General features: G+C 29.9%; 16 protein-coding genes. 12 read left to right on the plus strand and 4 right to left on the minus strand.

Features of this window, described 5'->3' with window-relative positions:
* Window positions 1-4: 4 nt before the first annotated feature.
* Together ruvA and OT390_RS04150 are read right to left on the minus strand one after the other, a co-directional pair.
* Complete coding sequence (gene ruvA, locus OT390_RS04145; protein ID WP_002859828.1) at window positions 5-556, minus strand: Holliday junction branch migration protein RuvA; 552 nt, start codon at window positions 554-556, stop codon at window positions 5-7.
* Entirely contained in the window at window positions 532-2,391 is a 1,860-nt protein-coding gene (locus OT390_RS04150; protein WP_032587060.1) for a flagellar assembly protein A, read from the minus strand. The genes ruvA and OT390_RS04150 overlap by 25 nt, the downstream gene beginning before the upstream one ends.
* A 103-nt stretch (window positions 2,392-2,494) precedes the next feature.
* Between OT390_RS04150 and murJ the strand changes: the two genes are divergently transcribed.
* The 7 genes from murJ to OT390_RS04185 are packed head-to-tail and all read left to right on the plus strand — an operon-like array spanning window position 2,495 to window position 11,074.
* Window positions 2,495-3,946: a murein biosynthesis integral membrane protein MurJ gene (murJ, locus tag OT390_RS04155; protein ID WP_032587059.1), complete on the plus strand. Its 1,452-nt coding sequence runs from the start codon at window positions 2,495-2,497 to the stop codon at window positions 3,944-3,946.
* Window positions 3,946-5,334 (plus strand): cysteine--tRNA ligase, encoded by a 1,389-nt coding sequence (gene cysS / locus OT390_RS04160; RefSeq protein WP_002859829.1) that lies wholly within the window; start codon window positions 3,946-3,948, stop codon window positions 5,332-5,334. Before murJ ends, cysS begins: the two co-directional genes overlap by 1 nt.
* Window positions 5,327-7,069, plus strand: coding sequence for an ABC transporter ATP-binding protein (locus OT390_RS04165; protein ID WP_052800245.1), 1,743 nt, complete (start codon window positions 5,327-5,329; stop codon window positions 7,067-7,069). The genes cysS and OT390_RS04165 overlap by 8 nt, the downstream gene beginning before the upstream one ends.
* A gap of 31 nt (window positions 7,070-7,100) precedes the next feature.
* Window positions 7,101-8,159, plus strand: a complete 1,059-nt coding sequence (locus OT390_RS04170; protein ID WP_032587057.1) for a quinone-dependent dihydroorotate dehydrogenase — start codon at window positions 7,101-7,103, stop codon at window positions 8,157-8,159.
* Complete coding sequence (locus OT390_RS04175) at window positions 8,156-9,406, plus strand: pitrilysin family protein (RefSeq protein WP_002889128.1); 1,251 nt, start codon at window positions 8,156-8,158, stop codon at window positions 9,404-9,406. Before OT390_RS04170 ends, OT390_RS04175 begins: the two co-directional genes overlap by 4 nt.
* Window positions 9,399-10,295, plus strand: coding sequence for a 4-hydroxy-tetrahydrodipicolinate synthase (gene dapA / locus OT390_RS04180; protein ID WP_032587056.1), 897 nt, complete (start codon window positions 9,399-9,401; stop codon window positions 10,293-10,295). The genes OT390_RS04175 and dapA overlap by 8 nt, the downstream gene beginning before the upstream one ends.
* On the plus strand, window positions 10,295-11,074 hold the full coding sequence (locus OT390_RS04185; protein ID WP_002852476.1) for an enoyl-ACP reductase: 780 nt from the start codon (window positions 10,295-10,297) through the stop codon (window positions 11,072-11,074). Before dapA ends, OT390_RS04185 begins: the two co-directional genes overlap by 1 nt.
* A gap of 40 nt (window positions 11,075-11,114) precedes the next feature.
* Here the strand turns inward: OT390_RS04185 and OT390_RS04190 are convergent, their stop codons facing one another.
* Entirely contained in the window at window positions 11,115-11,420 is a 306-nt protein-coding gene (locus OT390_RS04190; protein WP_002867958.1) for a hypothetical protein, read from the minus strand.
* A gap of 11 nt (window positions 11,421-11,431) precedes the next feature.
* Window positions 11,432-12,028 carry an MBL fold metallo-hydrolase gene (locus OT390_RS04195; RefSeq protein ID WP_002873848.1) on the minus strand — a complete coding sequence of 199 codons (597 nt, stop codon included), beginning with the start codon at window positions 12,026-12,028 and terminating at the stop codon, window positions 11,432-11,434.
* A gap of 74 nt (window positions 12,029-12,102) precedes the next feature.
* Between OT390_RS04195 and OT390_RS04200 the strand changes: the two genes are divergently transcribed.
* The 5 genes from OT390_RS04200 (at window position 12,103) to OT390_RS04220 (ending at window position 17,235) form a co-directional block, all read left to right on the plus strand.
* The gene (locus OT390_RS04200; protein WP_002857155.1) at window positions 12,103-12,843 is read left to right on the plus strand and encodes an NAD+ synthase; all 741 of its coding nucleotides are present in this window, start codon (window positions 12,103-12,105) and stop codon (window positions 12,841-12,843) included.
* 3 nt (window positions 12,844-12,846) lie between these two features.
* Entirely contained in the window at window positions 12,847-13,773 is a 927-nt protein-coding gene (locus tag OT390_RS04205) for a tetraacyldisaccharide 4'-kinase (protein ID WP_002860774.1), read from the plus strand.
* Window positions 13,770-15,182 carry a threonine synthase gene (gene thrC / locus OT390_RS04210; RefSeq protein WP_002860775.1) on the plus strand — a complete coding sequence of 471 codons (1,413 nt, stop codon included), beginning with the start codon at window positions 13,770-13,772 and terminating at the stop codon, window positions 15,180-15,182. The genes OT390_RS04205 and thrC overlap by 4 nt, the downstream gene beginning before the upstream one ends.
* Complete coding sequence (gene kdsB / locus OT390_RS04215) at window positions 15,179-15,898, plus strand: 3-deoxy-manno-octulosonate cytidylyltransferase (protein WP_032587080.1); 720 nt, start codon at window positions 15,179-15,181, stop codon at window positions 15,896-15,898. The genes thrC and kdsB overlap by 4 nt, the downstream gene beginning before the upstream one ends.
* 86 nt (window positions 15,899-15,984) lie before the next feature.
* A complete protein-coding gene (locus OT390_RS04220; protein WP_061099784.1) occupies window positions 15,985-17,235 on the plus strand; it encodes a Cj0814 family flagellar-dependent secreted protein in 1,251 nt (416 codons plus the stop codon).
* The last annotated feature ends 68 nt before the right edge of the window (window positions 17,236-17,303 follow it).

Raw genomic sequence — 17,303 nt, forward strand, 5'->3', positions numbered from 1 at the left:
TCCTTTATCCTAGTTTTTTAAGAGCTTCTTTGATGAGTTCGCTTGTGCCTGTTGCTTGAGCACTTGCTAAAACACTTATGATTTTTTCTTGTTTAAAGCCTAGAGTAAGAAGTGCGGCTAAGGCTTCGCTTTTATCATCGCTTACATTTTCAAGTTTGGTTTTTGTGTCAGAAAGTTCTACTATAATGCGTTTTGCACTTTTTGGACCTATGCCAGGTACTTTTTTAAGCACGCTTTCATCGCCCAAACTTAACGCTTTGTAAAAAGAATTTACATCAAGACTAGAGCATACCGCCATAGCAGTATTTGCACCCACTCCATTGACTTTTAAAAGCATTTCAAACATTTTTTGTTCATCTTTATCCAAAAAGCCATAAAATTTATTAGAATCTTCTTTGATGATTTGAGTGATAAAAAACTCATGCTTTTCTTGAGTTTGAATTTTAGCAGAACAAAAAAGCGAAATAAATATCCCATAGCTTAAACCACTAGTGCATTTAACAATGATAAAAGTAGGTTCTTTTTTTGTGATTATTCCTTCGATGCCGACAACCATGCTATATCCTTTTCTTCATAATCTAATTTTTTATGTATTTCTATACTTTCTTGGTTGTTTTGTATGACTTTTTTAATGCCTATAAATTTAGCACTTTCATTAACAAATGAAGAGTAAAAAATATCTTCTTTAGGCTCTAGAAGTGAAAATTTGATTTCATTCATATCAGTCCATTTGCCGCTTTTATTTATAAAAGTTGCTTCAAAAAGCATTTTTTGCAAATTGATTAATTCTAATTGTAAAGATTTTTTGCGTTCAAGAAGTTCTTTTTCTTCATTTTGTAGTTTATTTAATTCAAGATTTTGTAAAGAGAAATCTTTTAGGGCTTTTTCGTATTGTACAGGAACATTTTGACCTTGATTTTTAAGTTCTGTTATCTTTTTTTCAACGCTTAAAATTCCATTTTTGCTTGATAAAATGTATTGTCTTATTTTATTTATTTTATGATTTAACTTAGAAATTTGCTCTCCTAAAATCGCAAATTCTTCATCATAATTTTTATCAAGAGTTTTAATTTTAGCATGAAATTTATTGTTATCCCCGTTAATGCGTTCTATTGTGGTGTTTTCAAAAAACACACAAGAATTATTACTTTCTAAATTTTCTATATAGATTTTATCAGCTTGTATATTTCCGCCTAAACTTTTTTTAATTCTCACTTCTTTGGCTTTGATTGTTCCACCTTCGAGCAAATCTATATTTAAAATTTCGGCTTCTGCAAATCCTCTATGAGTTTTTATATAGGCTTGTTTGGCTTGAATTTTGGCTTTAGAGTGTGTAGTGCCTTCAATTTTCATTTTGGTGGCATTAAGTTGAGTGTTGCTTCCTACGCTTCCGACTACATTTAATTCTTCACATTCTATCCCAACGCCAGAATTTACAGCATCTTTTACTTCTGAAAGAAATTTTATATTGATTTTGACATTTTTGTCTAGTCCAGCTCTTATAATCCCTATATTTTTAAAATCTACCCCATTAAAATCTAGTTCATTTGCAATATCAAATTTTTCACCATCTTGTACTACATAACCTTTTTTTAAGGCTATATATTCTGTGTATCCATCTTGCTCTACTTGTTTAAAAGCTGAAGAACAAGAAAATTTAACTTTATTTTCATTTGCGGCTAAAACTTTTAAGGTGTGCAAATTTAAGTCTTTTCCTTCTTTACCTTGTTTAAATTTGGCGTGTTTTAAAACAACTTCATTTTCATCAACAACAATAATACCTGAGCGTTTTTCATCGATAGTGTAGTTTTTGGTTTTTTCTTTATAAGTCAAGATCAGGGACTCATCTTGACTTTCTATAGGATCAATACCTTGTGCAACGGTGATTTGTATAGTTTTATTTAAAGGGGTGTTTTTATGTTGGTTGCAAAAAGACATTAAATTTCTCTTAAAATCAAAAATGCGGATACCTATTAAAAATTTAAGTTTCAACATCTTTTTATAAATATTTTGCAAAAGTTCTAGTGCTAGTTTTTCATGAAAGTCTAAATTTGTAAAATCAATTTGAGCAACTATTTTGGTTAAATTTTTATTTGCAACTAGTTTGACTGCTTGAGATGCTTTGCTTTGGTTTATACCGTGGAAAATTTCTATTTTGTATTCTTGCTTGATTTGAAGATCATTTTTTAAAAAAATTTCATCTTTATCAAAAAGAATTAATTCTTTTTCAGAGATTTTTCCCCATTCTAAATCTCCAAAACGATATTGTGTAGAAAATGCCAATAAACTAAAATCAAGCTCATTTAAGCTAAGGTTTGTTCGTGAAGCTACGCTTAAAAGCTCTCGAGCTGGATTTTCTGTATAGGCAATAATTTTTTCATCCAAAGCCAAAACTTTCCCCTTGTAAAAAATTAAGAATGTAATTATAGTCAATTTTTAATCAATTTTAGTTAAAATAATTCTCTTTATATTTTGAAATTTATGAAAAAATTTAATGAAGAGTTTAGTATTTAAAAATTTTATTATCAATGCTTTAGGAATTTTATTTTCAAGAATTTTAGGGCTTGCTAGAGATGTTTTAATAGCGCTTTTTTTAGGAGCAGGGCTTTATAGTGATATTTTTTTTGTGGCTTTAAAAATGCCTGCTTTTTTTAGAAGAATTTTTGCAGAAGGGGCTTTTGGACAAAGTTTTTTACCTAATTTTGTAAAAGCGAAAAAAAAAGGAGCTTTTTGTGTTAGTGTAATGATGCAATTTAGCCTTATAGTTTTTTTATTTTGTCTTTTGGTAAGTTTTTTCTCCTCTTTTTTTACTAAGCTTTTTGCTTTTGGGTTTAACGCAGATACTATAGCTTTAGCGGCTCCTTTGGTGGCGATTAATTTTTGGTATTTGTTTTTTATTTTTTTAGTTACTTTTTTAGGAGCTATTTTAAATTATAGACAAAAATTTTTCATTACCTCTTTTTCTGCGGCATTATTTAACTTAAGTATTGTTATAGCTGCTTTTTTTGTGGATAAAAATGCACCGCAAAATACACTTTATTATTTTTCTTATGCAACGGTTTTAAGTGGGGTGGCACAGCTTATTTTACATTTGCTTGTTTTAAAAAACAATCCTGTAATCCGTGCTATGGCTTTAAGTATAAAATTTAAAAAAGCCAAGGCGAAATTACAAGGTTTTTATGGCAATTTTTTTCATGGAGTTTTAGGTTCTTCTGCGACTCAATTTAGCTCATTGCTTGATACAACTATAGCTAGTTTTTTAATGAGCGGGAGTATTTCTTATCTTTATTATGCAAATCGTGTCTTCCAACTTCCCCTTGCACTTTTTGCTATCGCTCTAACTCAAGTTTCTTTTCCAAAAATTTTAAAACATTTAAAAAGTGGTCAAGAAAATTTAGCCTTAAAATTTATGCAAAGAGCATTAGCGCTTTTAAGCATTTTGCTTATTGCTTCTAGTATTGTAGGTTCTGTGTTTGCTTTGGAAATTTCAAAGCTTTTATTTGAAAGAGGAAATTTCACTCACGAAGATAGTGTGATTACGGCTTATGTTTTGATTGCTTATCTTATAGGGCTTTTACCTTTTGGTTTGCAAAAGCTTTTTTCTTTGTGGCTTTATGCAAAATTTAAACAAAAAACAGCAGCTTGGATCGCGGTAAAATCTTTAATTATCAGTGCTTTATGTTCTATGGCTTTTATATTTTTGATTAAAGATGAAAGTTTAAAGGTTATTGCAGTAGCACTTTCAAGCTCTATTAGTGCTTTTTATTTGCTTGGAGCTAATATCAAAGAATTTGGTTTTAAGAAATTTTTTGCTTTAATATCTATTAAAATTTGTTTATTGATTATAGCTGCTTTGATTGTTTTTACAATCTTACTTATTTTGATTAAACCTTATATTTTAAGTTTTTTTATAGGAATTTTTACAAGTTTTAAAGGAGTTTTTTAATGAGATTATTAGACAGTGTAACAAAAGAGAAAATAAAACTTGATAAAAAAGATATTAGTATTTACTTATGCGGGCCTACGGTTTATGATGATGCACATTTAGGACATGCAAGAAGTAGTGTTTGTTTTGATCTTTTGCGTAGGGTTTTACTTGCTCAGGGCAATAGGGTAAAATTTGCTAGAAATTATACAGATATTGATGATAAGATTTTGAAAAAAATGGCTCAAAGTGGTCAAACTTTAGAGGAAATTACGGAATTTTATATCAAAAGTTATGAAGAGGATATGAGGGTTTTAAATGTATTAGATCCTGATTTTAAACCTCGTGCAACGCATTATATAACAGCTATGCTTGATTTGATTAAAAAGCTTGCTAAGGATGGGTTTGTTTATACTCTAGAAGATGGAATTTATTTTGATACAAGTAAAGATGAAAAATATTTAAGCCTATCAAATCGCAATTTAGAAGAAAATATCTCTCGTCTAAGTAATGAAGTGCAAAAAAGAAATGAAAGCGATTTTGTGCTTTGGAAATTTGATGAAAATTTTTACGAAAGTGAATTTGGCAAAGGGCGTCCAGGTTGGCATACTGAATGTGTTGCTATGATTGATTCTATTTTTGAAAATACTCTTGATATACATGCTGGAGGGATAGATTTGCTTTTTCCTCATCATGAAAATGAAGCTGCGCAATGTCGTTGTGGATGTAAGAGAAAATTAGCAAATATTTGGCTTCACAATGGTTTTGTAAAAATCGATGGCGAAAAAATGAGTAAAAGTTTAAATAATAGTTTTTTTATAAAAGATGCTTTAAAAGAATTTATGGGCGAGGCTTTAAGATTTTATCTTTTGAGTTCTCATTATAGATCTCATTTTAATTATTCTTTATCGGATTTAGAAAATGCTAAAAAACGTTTAGATAAATTTTATCGTCTTAAAAAAAGATTGGATTTAGGTGAAATTTCTGATTTTGATGTTTTAAATGATATTGAAATAAAAAGCGAAATTGCTAAGCAAATTTTAGAGATTTTAAATGATGATTTAAATGTTTCTAAAGCCTTAGCTCTTTTGGATGATTTTATCAGTAGTGCAAATTTAGAGTTGGATAAAGAAAGCAAAAATAAAATTTTAAAACAAAATATCAAAGAAGCTTTAAGCGAGCTAGCTAAAATTTTTGGCTTTGGTTTTATGGATACAACTTTATATTTTCAATGGGGTGTAAGCAAAGAAGAACGAGAAGAGATTGAAAAGTTAATTTTAGAAAGAACTGAGGCTAAGAAAAACAAAGATTTTAACACAGCTGATGCAATAAGAGAGCAATTAAATAGTAAAAAAATCACTCTTTTAGATACTCCAAATGGAACAATTTGGGAGAAAATAAATGCATAATGAGATGAATTTAAAAGAGGTTTTAATACGCTTTAAGCCCTTTTATAAAAGATATTGGAAACAATTTGCTATAGCTATTTTTGGTATGATTTTAGCAAGCGGAGGAACTGCTGGAAGTTTTTATGCTTTAGAGCCTATTTTAAATTATATTTTCGTTGAAAAAAATGAAGCTTTACTTTATACAGTGCCTTTTTTGCTAGTATTGATGTATTTTTTTAAAAATCTTGGAACTTATTTACAAAGTTTTTATGTTTCCTTTATAGGAACAGATATGTTAAGAGTATTGCGTGCTAGGGTTTTAAAAAATGTTTTACGCTTGGATATGGATTTTTTTAAACGCTATAGAAGCGGAGAGCTTGTAAGTCGTTGTACTAATGATATTAATGCACTTCAAAGTATAGTATCAAACATTATTCCTGATTTTTTTAGAGAGCTCTTAACTGCTATAGGACTGCTTGCGGTAGTCTTGTATCAAAGTCCTACTTTGGCTTTTTTTGCTTTAGTGATTTTGCCTTTAGCTATTTTTCCTTTGGTATGGTTTGCTAAAAAAGTTAAAAAATATGCAAGAAATATACAAGAAACAAATTCGGATTTACTTTCTTATTTGGGTGAAATTTTTTCAAATATTGAATTGATCAAAGCTAATGATAATGAAAAAAAAGAAAGTGATAAATTTGCTAAGCATAATGATACTTTATGTAAATTAAACCTAAAATCCGCACGTATTGATGCACTTACAAGTCCTTTAATGGATATGATGGGTTCTGTTGGGGTTGCTGTGGTGATTATTGTAGGGGGTAGAGAGGTTATCAATGGTTCTATGAGTGTGGGAAGTTTTATCAGTTTTGTTTCGGCACTTTTTGCGATATATACTCCTTTAAAGCGTCTTTCGTCTTTATATGGAAAACTTCAAGGTGCTGTTGCGGCAAGTGAAAGAACTTTTTATTTATTGGATTTAGAACCTCAAATTAAAGGTGGAAGCAAAGAATTAAAAAACATTGAAAAAATTAGCTTTGAAAATGTTGAATTTGCTTATGAAAACCCGCATAAAAGTGTTTTAAAAGGCGTAAATTTTGATTTTGTTAAAGGGCAAATGCTTGCTCTTGTAGGGACAAGTGGGGGTGGCAAATCTTCTATTATTAATCTTTTGATGTATTTTTATGAAAAGCAAAAAGGTAAAATTTTACTTAATCAAGAAGATATTAGCACTTTTACCATAGAAAGCTTACATGCTAAAATAGGACTTGTAACGCAAAATATTTATCTTTTTAATGATAGTTTTGCTGCAAATATTGCTTATAGCGAAGAGTTAGAAGAAGAAAAAGTCATCCAAGCTTTAAAATTGGCCAATGCCTATGAATTTGTTAAAGAAATGGGCGGGATTTGGGCTGAAGTGAAAGAACATGGTAAGAACTTAAGTGGAGGGCAAAAACAAAGAATAGCAATCGCTAGAGCTTTATATAAAAATCCTGATGTGCTTATTTTTGATGAAGCAACTTCAGCTTTGGATAATGAAAGTGAAAAAGCAATAGTTAAAACTATAGAAAACTTAAAACAAGACAGATTGATTTTAGTGGTTGCACATCGTTTAAGCACTATAGAAAATGCAGATAAAATAGTAGTATTGGATAAGGGCAAAGTATTGGCAATAGGTAAAGATGAAGAGCTTTTGCAAACTTGTTCTTTATACCAAAAATTTAAAAGCAAAGAAAAAACAAAGCCTAGCTTTAGTTAATTTTAGTTAGAATTTTAAAAAGGATTAAAAAATGGCTTATGAAATGATAAAACCTTTACTTTTTAAGTTAAACCCTGAGCATGCACATGCTTTGGTTGAATATAGCTTAAGGGCTTTAAGTGCTAGTTTTCCAGGAGCTTTAAGTTTTTTAGCACACAAATATATAGTTGATGATGAGAGTTTAAGACAAAATTTACTTGGACTTGATTTTAATAATCCTGTAGGTTTAGCAGGAGGCTTTGATAAAAATGCCACTATGATAAGACCTTTGAGTGCTTTAGGATTTGGTTTTTTAGAAGTGGGAACTTTTACTCCAAAACCTCAAGAAGGCAATGAAAAGCCACGCCTATTTAGACTTGTAAAACAAGAAAGTATACAAAATGCTATGGGTTTTAACAACGAAGGTGCTGAAAAGATTGCTTTAAGACTCACAAAAACTTATCCTTTTGTTTTGCCTTTAGGGGTAAATATAGGGAAAAATAAAATCACTCCAAATGACAAAGCCTTGGAGGATTATTTTACTTTGTTTAGAGATTTTAAGGATTTGTGTGATTATTTTATCGTTAATATCTCATCTCCTAATACTAAAAATTTAAGAGAGTTGCAAAATGATGATTTTTTAAATACCTTGCTTGAAGAAGCCAAAAAAATCACTTCTAAGCCTATTTTGATAAAAATTGCTCCTGATATGAAAATAGATGATGCTTTAAATTTATGTGAAAATGCTATTAAAAAAGGTGCAGATGGGTTTATATTAGCCAATACTAGTGTTGATTATAGCTTGCTAGATAATAATCGTACTTTTGGTGGTATTAGTGGAAGGTTGATTACAGAAAAAAGTGGTATTTTTTTCAAAGAAGTAGCTAAAATTCTTTTTGGCAAAACCTTGCTTATTGCAAGTGGAGGGATTGATAGTGCTGATATTGCTTATGAGCGTATTAAAAATGGGGCTAATTTGGTGCAAGTTTATACAGCTTTGATTTTTAAAGGTCCTTCTTTGGTAAAAAATATCAATCAAAATCTTATAGAGCTTTTAAGAAAAGATGGTTTTTTACACATTAGCGAAGCTGTTGGGGTAAATTTAAAATGATTGCTTATGAAAAAATTCAATTAAAAAACAAGCTTGAAGTTTATGCTTTGCCTGTAAATAAAAATAGCGATGTGATTAGCGTTGATATTTTTTATAAAGTGGGTTCAAGAAATGAGATCATGGGAAAAAGTGGCATAGCTCATATGTTAGAACATTTAAATTTTAAAAGTACTAAAAATTTAAAAGCTGGCGAATTTGATGAGATTGTTAAGGGTTTTGGTGGTGTGGATAATGCAAGCACAGGTTTTGACTATACTCATTATTATATTAAATGTGCGAAGAAAAATTTAGATAAAGCTTTGGAACTTTTTGCAGAACTTATGGAGAATTTAAATTTAAAAGATGAAGAATTTCAGCCTGAAAGAGCAGTGGTTTTAGAAGAGCGTAGATGGAGAACAGATAATAATCCTTTGGGATATCTTTATTTTAGACTTTTTAATCATGCATTTATGTATCATCCTTATCATTGGACTCCTATAGGTTTTTTTAAGGATATAGAAAATTGGAGCATTGAAGATATTAAAGAATTTCACAGTATTTACTATCAACCTAAAAATGCGATTTTACTTGTAAGTGGCGATATAGAAAGTAAAGAAGTTTTTGAGCTTTCAAAAAAACATTTTGAAAAGATTAAAAATACTAAGACTATGCCTAAAATTCACACAAAAGAGCCTAAGCAAGATGGAGCAAAAAGAATATATTTGCATAAAAACTCAGATACTGAACTATTAGCCCTTGCTTATAAAATTCCAAATTTCAAGCACAAAGATATACCTGCTTTAAATGCTTTATCCGAGCTTTTAGGAAGTGGGAAAAGTTCTTTAATGAGTGAAATTTTGATTGATAAATTAAATTTAATCAATGATTATTATGCTTATGTTAATGATTGTATAGATGAAAATTTATTTATTTTTATTTGTAATTGTAACCCCAATGTTAATGCAGAAAAAGTAGAAAAAGAGCTTTTAAAAATCATTGATAAGCTTAAAATGGGTAAAATTTCTCAAAAAGATTTGCAAAGAGTGAAAAATAATGTCAAAAGCGATTTTATTTTCTCACTTAACAATGCTAGTGCAGTGGCAAATATTTATGGTTCATATCTAGCAAGAGGAGATATTAATCCTTTGTTAAATTATGAGAAAGATATACAAAATTTGGAATTAAAAGATTTGATTTCTTGTGCTAAAAAATATTTTATTCAAGAAAATTCAACTACGGTAATTCTAAGAAAGGATTCAAATGGATAAAAATATTATTATTGGGGCAATGACGGCCCTTATTACACCGTTTAAAAATGGAAAAGTTGATGAGCAAAGTTATGCAAGATTGATTAAAAGGCAAATAGAAAATGGCATCGATGCAGTAGTTCCAGTAGGAACAACAGGAGAAAGTGCAACTTTAACCCATGAAGAACATAGAACTTGCATAGAAATAGCCGTTGAGACTTGTAAAGGAACTAAAGTTAAGGTTTTAGCAGGTGCGGGAAGTAATGCAACTCATGAGGCAGTGGGTTTGGCTAAATTTGCTAAAGAGCATGGTGCTGATGGGATTTTAAGTGTGGCACCGTATTATAATAAACCTACGCAACAAGGACTTTACGAGCATTATAAGGCTATTGCGCAAAGTGTAGATATTCCTGTGCTTTTATATAATGTTCCAGGAAGAACAGGTTGTGAAATTTCAACGGATACTATTATCAAGCTTTTTAGAGATTGTGAAAATATTTATGGAGTAAAAGAAGCGAGTGGAAATATCGATAAGTGTGTGGATTTGCTTGCACACGAACCTAGAATGATGCTTATTTCAGGGGAAGATGCGATCAATTATCCTATATTTTCAAATGGTGGAAAGGGAGTGATTTCAGTAACTTCAAATTTATTACCCGATATGATTAGCGCTTTAACTCATTTTGCTTTAGATGAAAATTATAAAGAAGCTAAAAAAATCAATGATGAGCTTTATAATATCAATAAAATTTTATTTTGCGAAAGTAATCCTATTCCTATTAAAACGGCTATGTATTTAGCTGGATTGATAGAAAGTTTGGAATTTAGACTTCCTCTTTGTTCTCCAAGTAAGGAAAATTTTGCTAAAATTGAAGAAGTGATGAAAAAATATAAGATCAAAGGATTTTAATGAATACAGAATTTCAAGGAAAAACTTTAGTGATTAGCGGTGGAACTCGCGGGATAGGCAAAGCTATAGTTTATGAATTTGCTAAAGTGGGTGCAAATATAGCTTTTACTTATAATTCTAATGCGCAAATTGCTGATGAAATGGTTCAAGATTTGGAGAAAAATTATAAAATCAAAGCTAGAGCTTATGAGTTTAATATCTTAGAACCTGAAACCTATAAAGAACTTTTTGAAAAAATTGATGTGGATTTTGATAGAGTGGATTATTTTATCTCAAATGCTATCATTTCAGGACGTGCGGTTGTAGGTGGCTATACTAAATTTATGAAGTTAAAACCAAAGGGAATTAATAACATTTTTACAGCCACAGTAAATGCTTTTGTTGTGGGCGCACAAGAAGCAGCTAAAAGGATGGAAAAAGTAGGGGGTGGAAGCATTATTTCTATCTCATCTACAGGAAATTTAGTGTATATAGAAAATTATTCAGGTCATGGTACAGCAAAAGCCGCTGTAGAAGCTATGGCAAGATATGCGGCTACTGAACTTGGAGAAAAAAATATCCGTGTAAATGTCGTAAGTGGTGGGCCTATTGAAACTGATGCTTTAAGAGCTTTTACAAATTATGAAGAAGTAAAACAGGCTACTATAAATTTAAGCCCTTTAAATCGCATGGGGCAGCCTGAAGATTTGGCTGGAGCATGTCTTTTTCTTTGTTCAAGTAAGGCAAGTTGGGTGACAGGACATACTTTCATCGTTGATGGTGGTACAACTTTTAAATAAAAATTAAGAAAAATCAATGGATTTTTCTTAAAAATATTTTTCAATCAAGTTTTAATTTCCACCCTAAAAAAACACTTAATAATGCAAGTAAAAAAATAAAATTTAAAGTCCAATTACCAAAACCTATAAAACCTATAGATAATACGCTGTAAAAAAATCCTCCTACAGCTGAATAAATACAAATCGTACTTAAAGATCCATTTTCTGCCATTTTTTTACATGGGCAGATTTTATAAAATTTTTTATCATTAAATTGATTTTTCTTTTTATTTCCCAAAAATAAACCAAAAAGGGCAAAAAGATTTAAAAAAATAAAAGCATATAATAAAATTTGATCTAATTCCATTTTAATATACCTTAAAAATATCTAAGCCAAGAGGGTAGATGGACTTGCTCTTCTTTTAAAGTAGTTTCTTGTCCATGTCCTGGCAAAAGTTTAAAATCTTCTTTGTAAGTCATAACTTTTTCTAAGCTTTGTTTCATTAAATTTGCATCTGAATAAGGAAAGTCCCATCTTCCTATGCTTCTATAAAATAAAAAATCTCCACTAAACATGATATTTTTACCTACAATTTCTATCATAGTGCAACCTGGTGTATGTCCTGGTAAAAAGTGAAATTTAAAGTCAAGTCCGCCTATAGAAATGATATTTTCATCATCAATCAAATAATCCGCTTTGCTAGGCATAAAACCTTGATTAAAAGGATCTTCAAGCATAAAAGTATCATTTTTATGAATATAAATGGGGATTTGATAGGCTTGTTTTACTTTTTCATTATCCCAAACATGATCGTAATGTCCGTGAGTGTTTAAAATCGCTAAAGGATTTTTTACATGTTTTTTGATGAAATTTAGCGCATCAAAACCAGGATCAATTATAATTTCTCCATGCTCACCAAATAAAATATAACAATTTGTCTCATAAGCTCCACAAGCTTGTTTGATAATTTGCATTTTTTGCCTCTTTAATAAAAAATTTGCCTTAAATAAATATAATTATACATTAAATTTTTTAAAAGGCAAGCTTTATGGATTGGCAAAAGATTACGGAAAAAATGTGTGATTTTATACAAGAAAAAGTGAAAAATTCTCAAAGTCAAGGTGTGGTTTTGGGGCTTAGTGGCGGGATTGATTCTGCTTTGGTAGCAACGCTTTGTAAAAGAGCTTTAAAAGAGAATGTTTTTGCTCTTTTAATGCCAACTCAAATTTCAAACAAAGCCAATCTTGAAGATGCTTTAAGGCTTTGTGCGGATTTAAATCTTGAATATAAAATCATAGAAATTCAAAGCATTTTAGATGCTTTTATAAAGCAAAGTGAAAATACCACTCTAGTATCTTTGGGAAATTTTGCAGCGCGTATTAGAATGAGTTTGCTTTATGATTATTCTGCTTTGAAAAATTCTTTAGTCATAGGCACTTCTAATAAAAGCGAATTGCTTTTAGGTTATGGTACGATTTATGGGGATTTAGCTTGTGCTTTTAATCCTATAGGATCGCTTTATAAAAGTGAAATTTATGCCTTAGCAAAATACCTTAACTTGCATGAAAATTTCATCAAAAAAGCTCCAAGTGCGGATCTTTGGGAAAATCAAAGTGATGAGGCGGATTTAGGTTTTTCTTATGCAAAAATCGATGAAGGTTTAAAAGCTTTAGAAACTAATGATGAAAAACTTTTAAGAACGCTTGATCCTTCTTTGATTGCTATGTTAAAAAATCGCATGCAAAAAAATGCTTTTAAGGGAAAAATGCCTGAAATTTTGGAAATTTAAACAATGAATGAAGAAAAAAATTATGAACTTTGGCTTGATAATTATTTTTTTAAGCCCAATTTTTGGCAAAAATGCCTTGCTTTTATACTTTTACCTTTAAGTGTGCTTTATGCTTTTTTTGCGATTTTAAATACTTTTTTTCGTAAAAAAATAGTTTTTAAAAAACCTGTTATTAGCGTTGGTAATTTAAGTTTTGGAGGTAATGGAAAAACCCCGCTTTGTAAAGCTATAGCAAGGGAATTTGATGGCGTTTTTATAGTACTTAGGGGCTATAAAAGAAAGTCTAAAGGTTTGTTTGTTGTTAAAAATCAAAATGAAATTTTATGCACCTTAGCACAAAGTGGCGATGAAGCTATGGAGTATGCTTTTGAAGAAAATATCAAAGGTGTGATTGTGAGTGAAGATAGAGTAAAAGGTATTGAAAAAGCCTTTGAATTGGGAGCTAAAATCGTTGTACTCGATGATGCTTTTTCTAAATTTCATATTAAAAAATTTGATATTTTGCTTGAAAGCAAAATCAAACCTTATTTTGATTTTACTTTACCAAGTGGAGCTTATCGTTTGCCAAAATTTTATGAAAAAAGGGCTGATTTTATTGCATTAGAAGGCAGGGATTTTGTGCGTTATTCTTTTGTAAAAGAAAATCCAAAGGCTGTTTTGGCAACTGCTATTGCTAAACCTTTTAGATTGTATGAGCATTTTATCAAAGCAAGGGCTTGTTATTTTTTTAAAGATCATTATGAGTTTAAAAAAGAAGAATTAGAAAATTTGCTAAAAAAACATAATTGCGATACACTAATGCTTACTTTTAAGGATTTTGTTAAAGTTAAAGATTTTGGTTTTAAATGTCAAATTATAGAATTAAATATAGAATTAAAAGATTCATTAAGGGAAAAAATAAAAACTTATATCAAGGAGTTTGAGCAATGAAATTAGTCGAGAGTAGAAATGTAAATAATGTATCAAGTTTTAAGGAAGCTTTGATTAACCCAAACGCCCCAGAAGGAGGGCTTTACTCGCCTTTAAATTTGCCTATTTTTGAAGGAGAAAAATATGCCAATTTGTCTTATAAAGATTTTGCTTTAAAGCTTATAGAAAGTTTTGGTTTTGGCGAAGAAGAGCTTTTTAAAAAGGCTTTGAAAAGTTACGAAAGCTTTGATGATAAAAATACACCTATTTCTTTGCAAAAAATCTCTGAAAAAACCTATATTAACGAGCTTTGGCATGGGCCTACAAGAGCTTTTAAAGATATGGCTTTACAGCCTTTTGGCGTGCTTTTAAGCGAATTTTCAAAGGATAAAAATATTTTAATTATTTGTGCTACGAGCGGCGATACAGGACCTGCAACCCTAAAAAGCTTTGAAAATGCAAAAAATGTTAAAGTAGCTTGTATGTATCCAAAAGGTGGCACAAGTGGAGTTCAAGAGTTGCAAATGCGAGCTTTAGATAAGGATAATTTGAAAGTTTTTGCTATAGATGAGGATTTTGACGCAGCGCAACGCACTTTAAAAGAATTGCTTTTTTCAAAAGATTTTCAAAACAAAATTAAAGCTTTAAATTATGAGCTTTGCGCAGCGAATTCTGTAAATTTTGGGCGTATTTTATTTCAGATTATTTATCATTATTATGCGAGTTTAAAACTTTTTAATGAGTTTTTAGAAGAAGTACAAATCATTGTTCCAAGTGGAAATTTTGGCAATGCTTTAGGAGCTTTTTATGCTAAAAAAATGGGAGCTAAAATTTCAAAAATCAAAATCGCTTCAAATGTGAATAATATTTTGAGTGAATTTTTTAATCATGGCGTTTATGATTTGCGTGAAAAAAGTCTTAAGAAGACTATTTCTCCAGCTATGGATATACTTATTTCATCTAATATCGAAAGACTTTTGTTTGCGAAATTTAAAGATAAAAGAACCAAAGAACTGATGAATTTGTTGAAAAATGAGAGATATTTTAAACTTGAAAAAGAAGAATTGCAAAGTTTACAAGAAGATTTTGAGGCGGATTTTTGCACCGATGAAGAATGTATGCAATTTATCAAACAAAGCAAGATTTTAATCGATCCGCACACCGCAACTTGTTTTAAAATGCTTGATCCTTTAAAACCTAGCATTATTACCTCTACAGCAGAATGGACAAAATTTACTCCAAGTATGATAAAAGCTTTATACGATAGGGATTCTAAGAATGAAAAAGAAGATTTAAAATTTATAGCTAAAGAGTTTAATGTCCAAGTTAAAGATGAAATTTTGGCTTTATTTGACTTGAAAAATAGCGATGAAAAGGTATTTGAAGCCAAAAATATAAAAAAAGAAATTTTAGATTGGATGCAAAAATGATTATTATTCCTGCAAGATTAAAATCAAGTCGTTTTCATGAGAAAATTTTATGTGATGTAGGTGGAGTGCCTATGTTTGTGGCTACTGCAAGAAGGGTAAGTAGTGTGGATGAAGTTTGTATAGCTTTAGATGATGAAAAGGTTTTAAGTATCGCTAAAGAATATGGTTTAAATGCAGTTTTAACAAGCAAAAATCATGAAAGCGGTACGGATAGGATTAATGAAGCTTGTAAGAAACTATCTTTAAAAGATGATGAGATTATTATCAATGTCCAAGCTGATGAGCCTTTTATAGAATGTGAAAATTTATTAAAATTTAAAGAATTTGCAAGTTCTTGCTTGGATAAAAAAGCTTTTATGGCGAGTTGTTATAAAAAAATCACTCAAGAAGAAGCTATGGATCCTAATTTGGTTAAAGTGCTTTGCGATAAAGAAGGATATGCTTTGTATTTTTCAAGAGCTAAAATCCCTTATGAAAGAGAAAATTACGAGGAAAGTTTTAAAGGGCATTTAGGCATTTATGCTTATAGTGTAAAAGCTTTAAGAGAGTTTTGTTCTTTATTAAGTTCTACACTTGAAAGAGCGGAAAAATTAGAGCAATTAAGAGCTATAGAAAATGGTAAAAAAATCAAAATGCTTGAAATTTCAACAACAAGCATGGGGATTGATACCAAAGAAGACTATGAAAAGGCTTTAAAAATTTATTTAGAAAAATAACTCCACCCCAAAACGGAACAGATTTTGCTTATATTATTTTAATATATTTAGATTGAAGGCAAAAAAATCTAAATCAAGGAATTAATATGAGTATCTTTAGCATTAATGATAACTCAAATTATAATTCTATACTTTCACAAGTAAAAGCTAATAAAGAAAGTAAAGAAAATTCTAAAATAAGTTTTGCTAATGCTTTTTTAAAACAAAATGCTAGTAAGTTAAGCGATATAGAAAGTAAAAATTCACAAACTCTAGCAAGAAGTGAAGTATTAAATTCTACTAATACAACAAATACTAGCAATAATACTAATTTTAGTATAAGTAGTAAGACAAGTTCTCCTAATTATGATATATCAAGTGAATTTAAAAACTCTATTTATACTCTAAAATATAAACAAGCAGATATAAGCACTTCTACCAATACAGCCTATGGTTATAGTGTGGATAAAGATGGTTATATGGGAAGTGATTTTAACAAAGCTGCGGGACTTCCTGAAGATTTTAAGATACATAAATCTACTTTGGATGAGATAGAAAGATTTAATCAAAATGGTATGGCTGATGAAACTAGTGGAAACTATTATAATAGTTTTGATATGGCTTCTATTGTTAAATCCTATTATAATAGCTTTAATCAAGTAATAAGAGCATTTCCAAATGATAAAACAAGTTTTAGCAAAGCAGATTTAGAGCAATTACCAAAAGGATTAAATTATATTAATAATGAAGACAATGAAAAAATTGTAAAAAATATATTCAATACAGAACAATTTCACGAAGCACAAGCGATTAAATATTCTACTATGGGTTTGGATATGAACCTTATGAAACTTGACTTTTCTCCACAAAGTATGGAGCAAGATCCTTCAATTGAAGGTGACTTTAATCCTGATATGTCAGTTTATCCACAAAATGAAGATGGAAGTTATTCTAAAGAAGCTTTGTTTATGAGTTTTTTAAAGTCTTATCCGCCTTTTCCATCTTCAAATCAAGTTGTTTTAAGTCCTGAAGCAAAAGTTTTGGAAGCACAACGTAAGCAAGAAATGAAAGCAAATCCTTCTTTTGATATTTCCTTAGACGACATCATGACAGGCAAAGTAGATTTTGCAAGTTTGTTAAAAGGCTATGCACAAGATGGCTGGCTTGATGCAGGTATATATGCAATGGAAAAAGGAGTTAAATGGCAAAATGTATACGTAGGCAGTGGAATCTCTTTTGATAGAGAATTTCATCAAGCAAAAGCTAATGGTTGGAAAGCAAGTAATGAAAGTATAAATTCTTTTGTAAATAATATAATGGATAGACTTAATAATCTTATAGGGCAGACTAGGGTTTAGAAGTTTTAATTTTTTAAGTTTGAAACAAATTGCTAATAACAAAATAAGATAAAATTAGTATAATTTTT

Origin of the sequence: Campylobacter sp. CFSAN122748, from assembly GCF_045277125.1 — a bacterium.
In the GTDB taxonomy this organism is placed as follows: Bacteria; Campylobacterota; Campylobacteria; order Campylobacterales; family Campylobacteraceae; genus Campylobacter_D; species Campylobacter_D jejuni.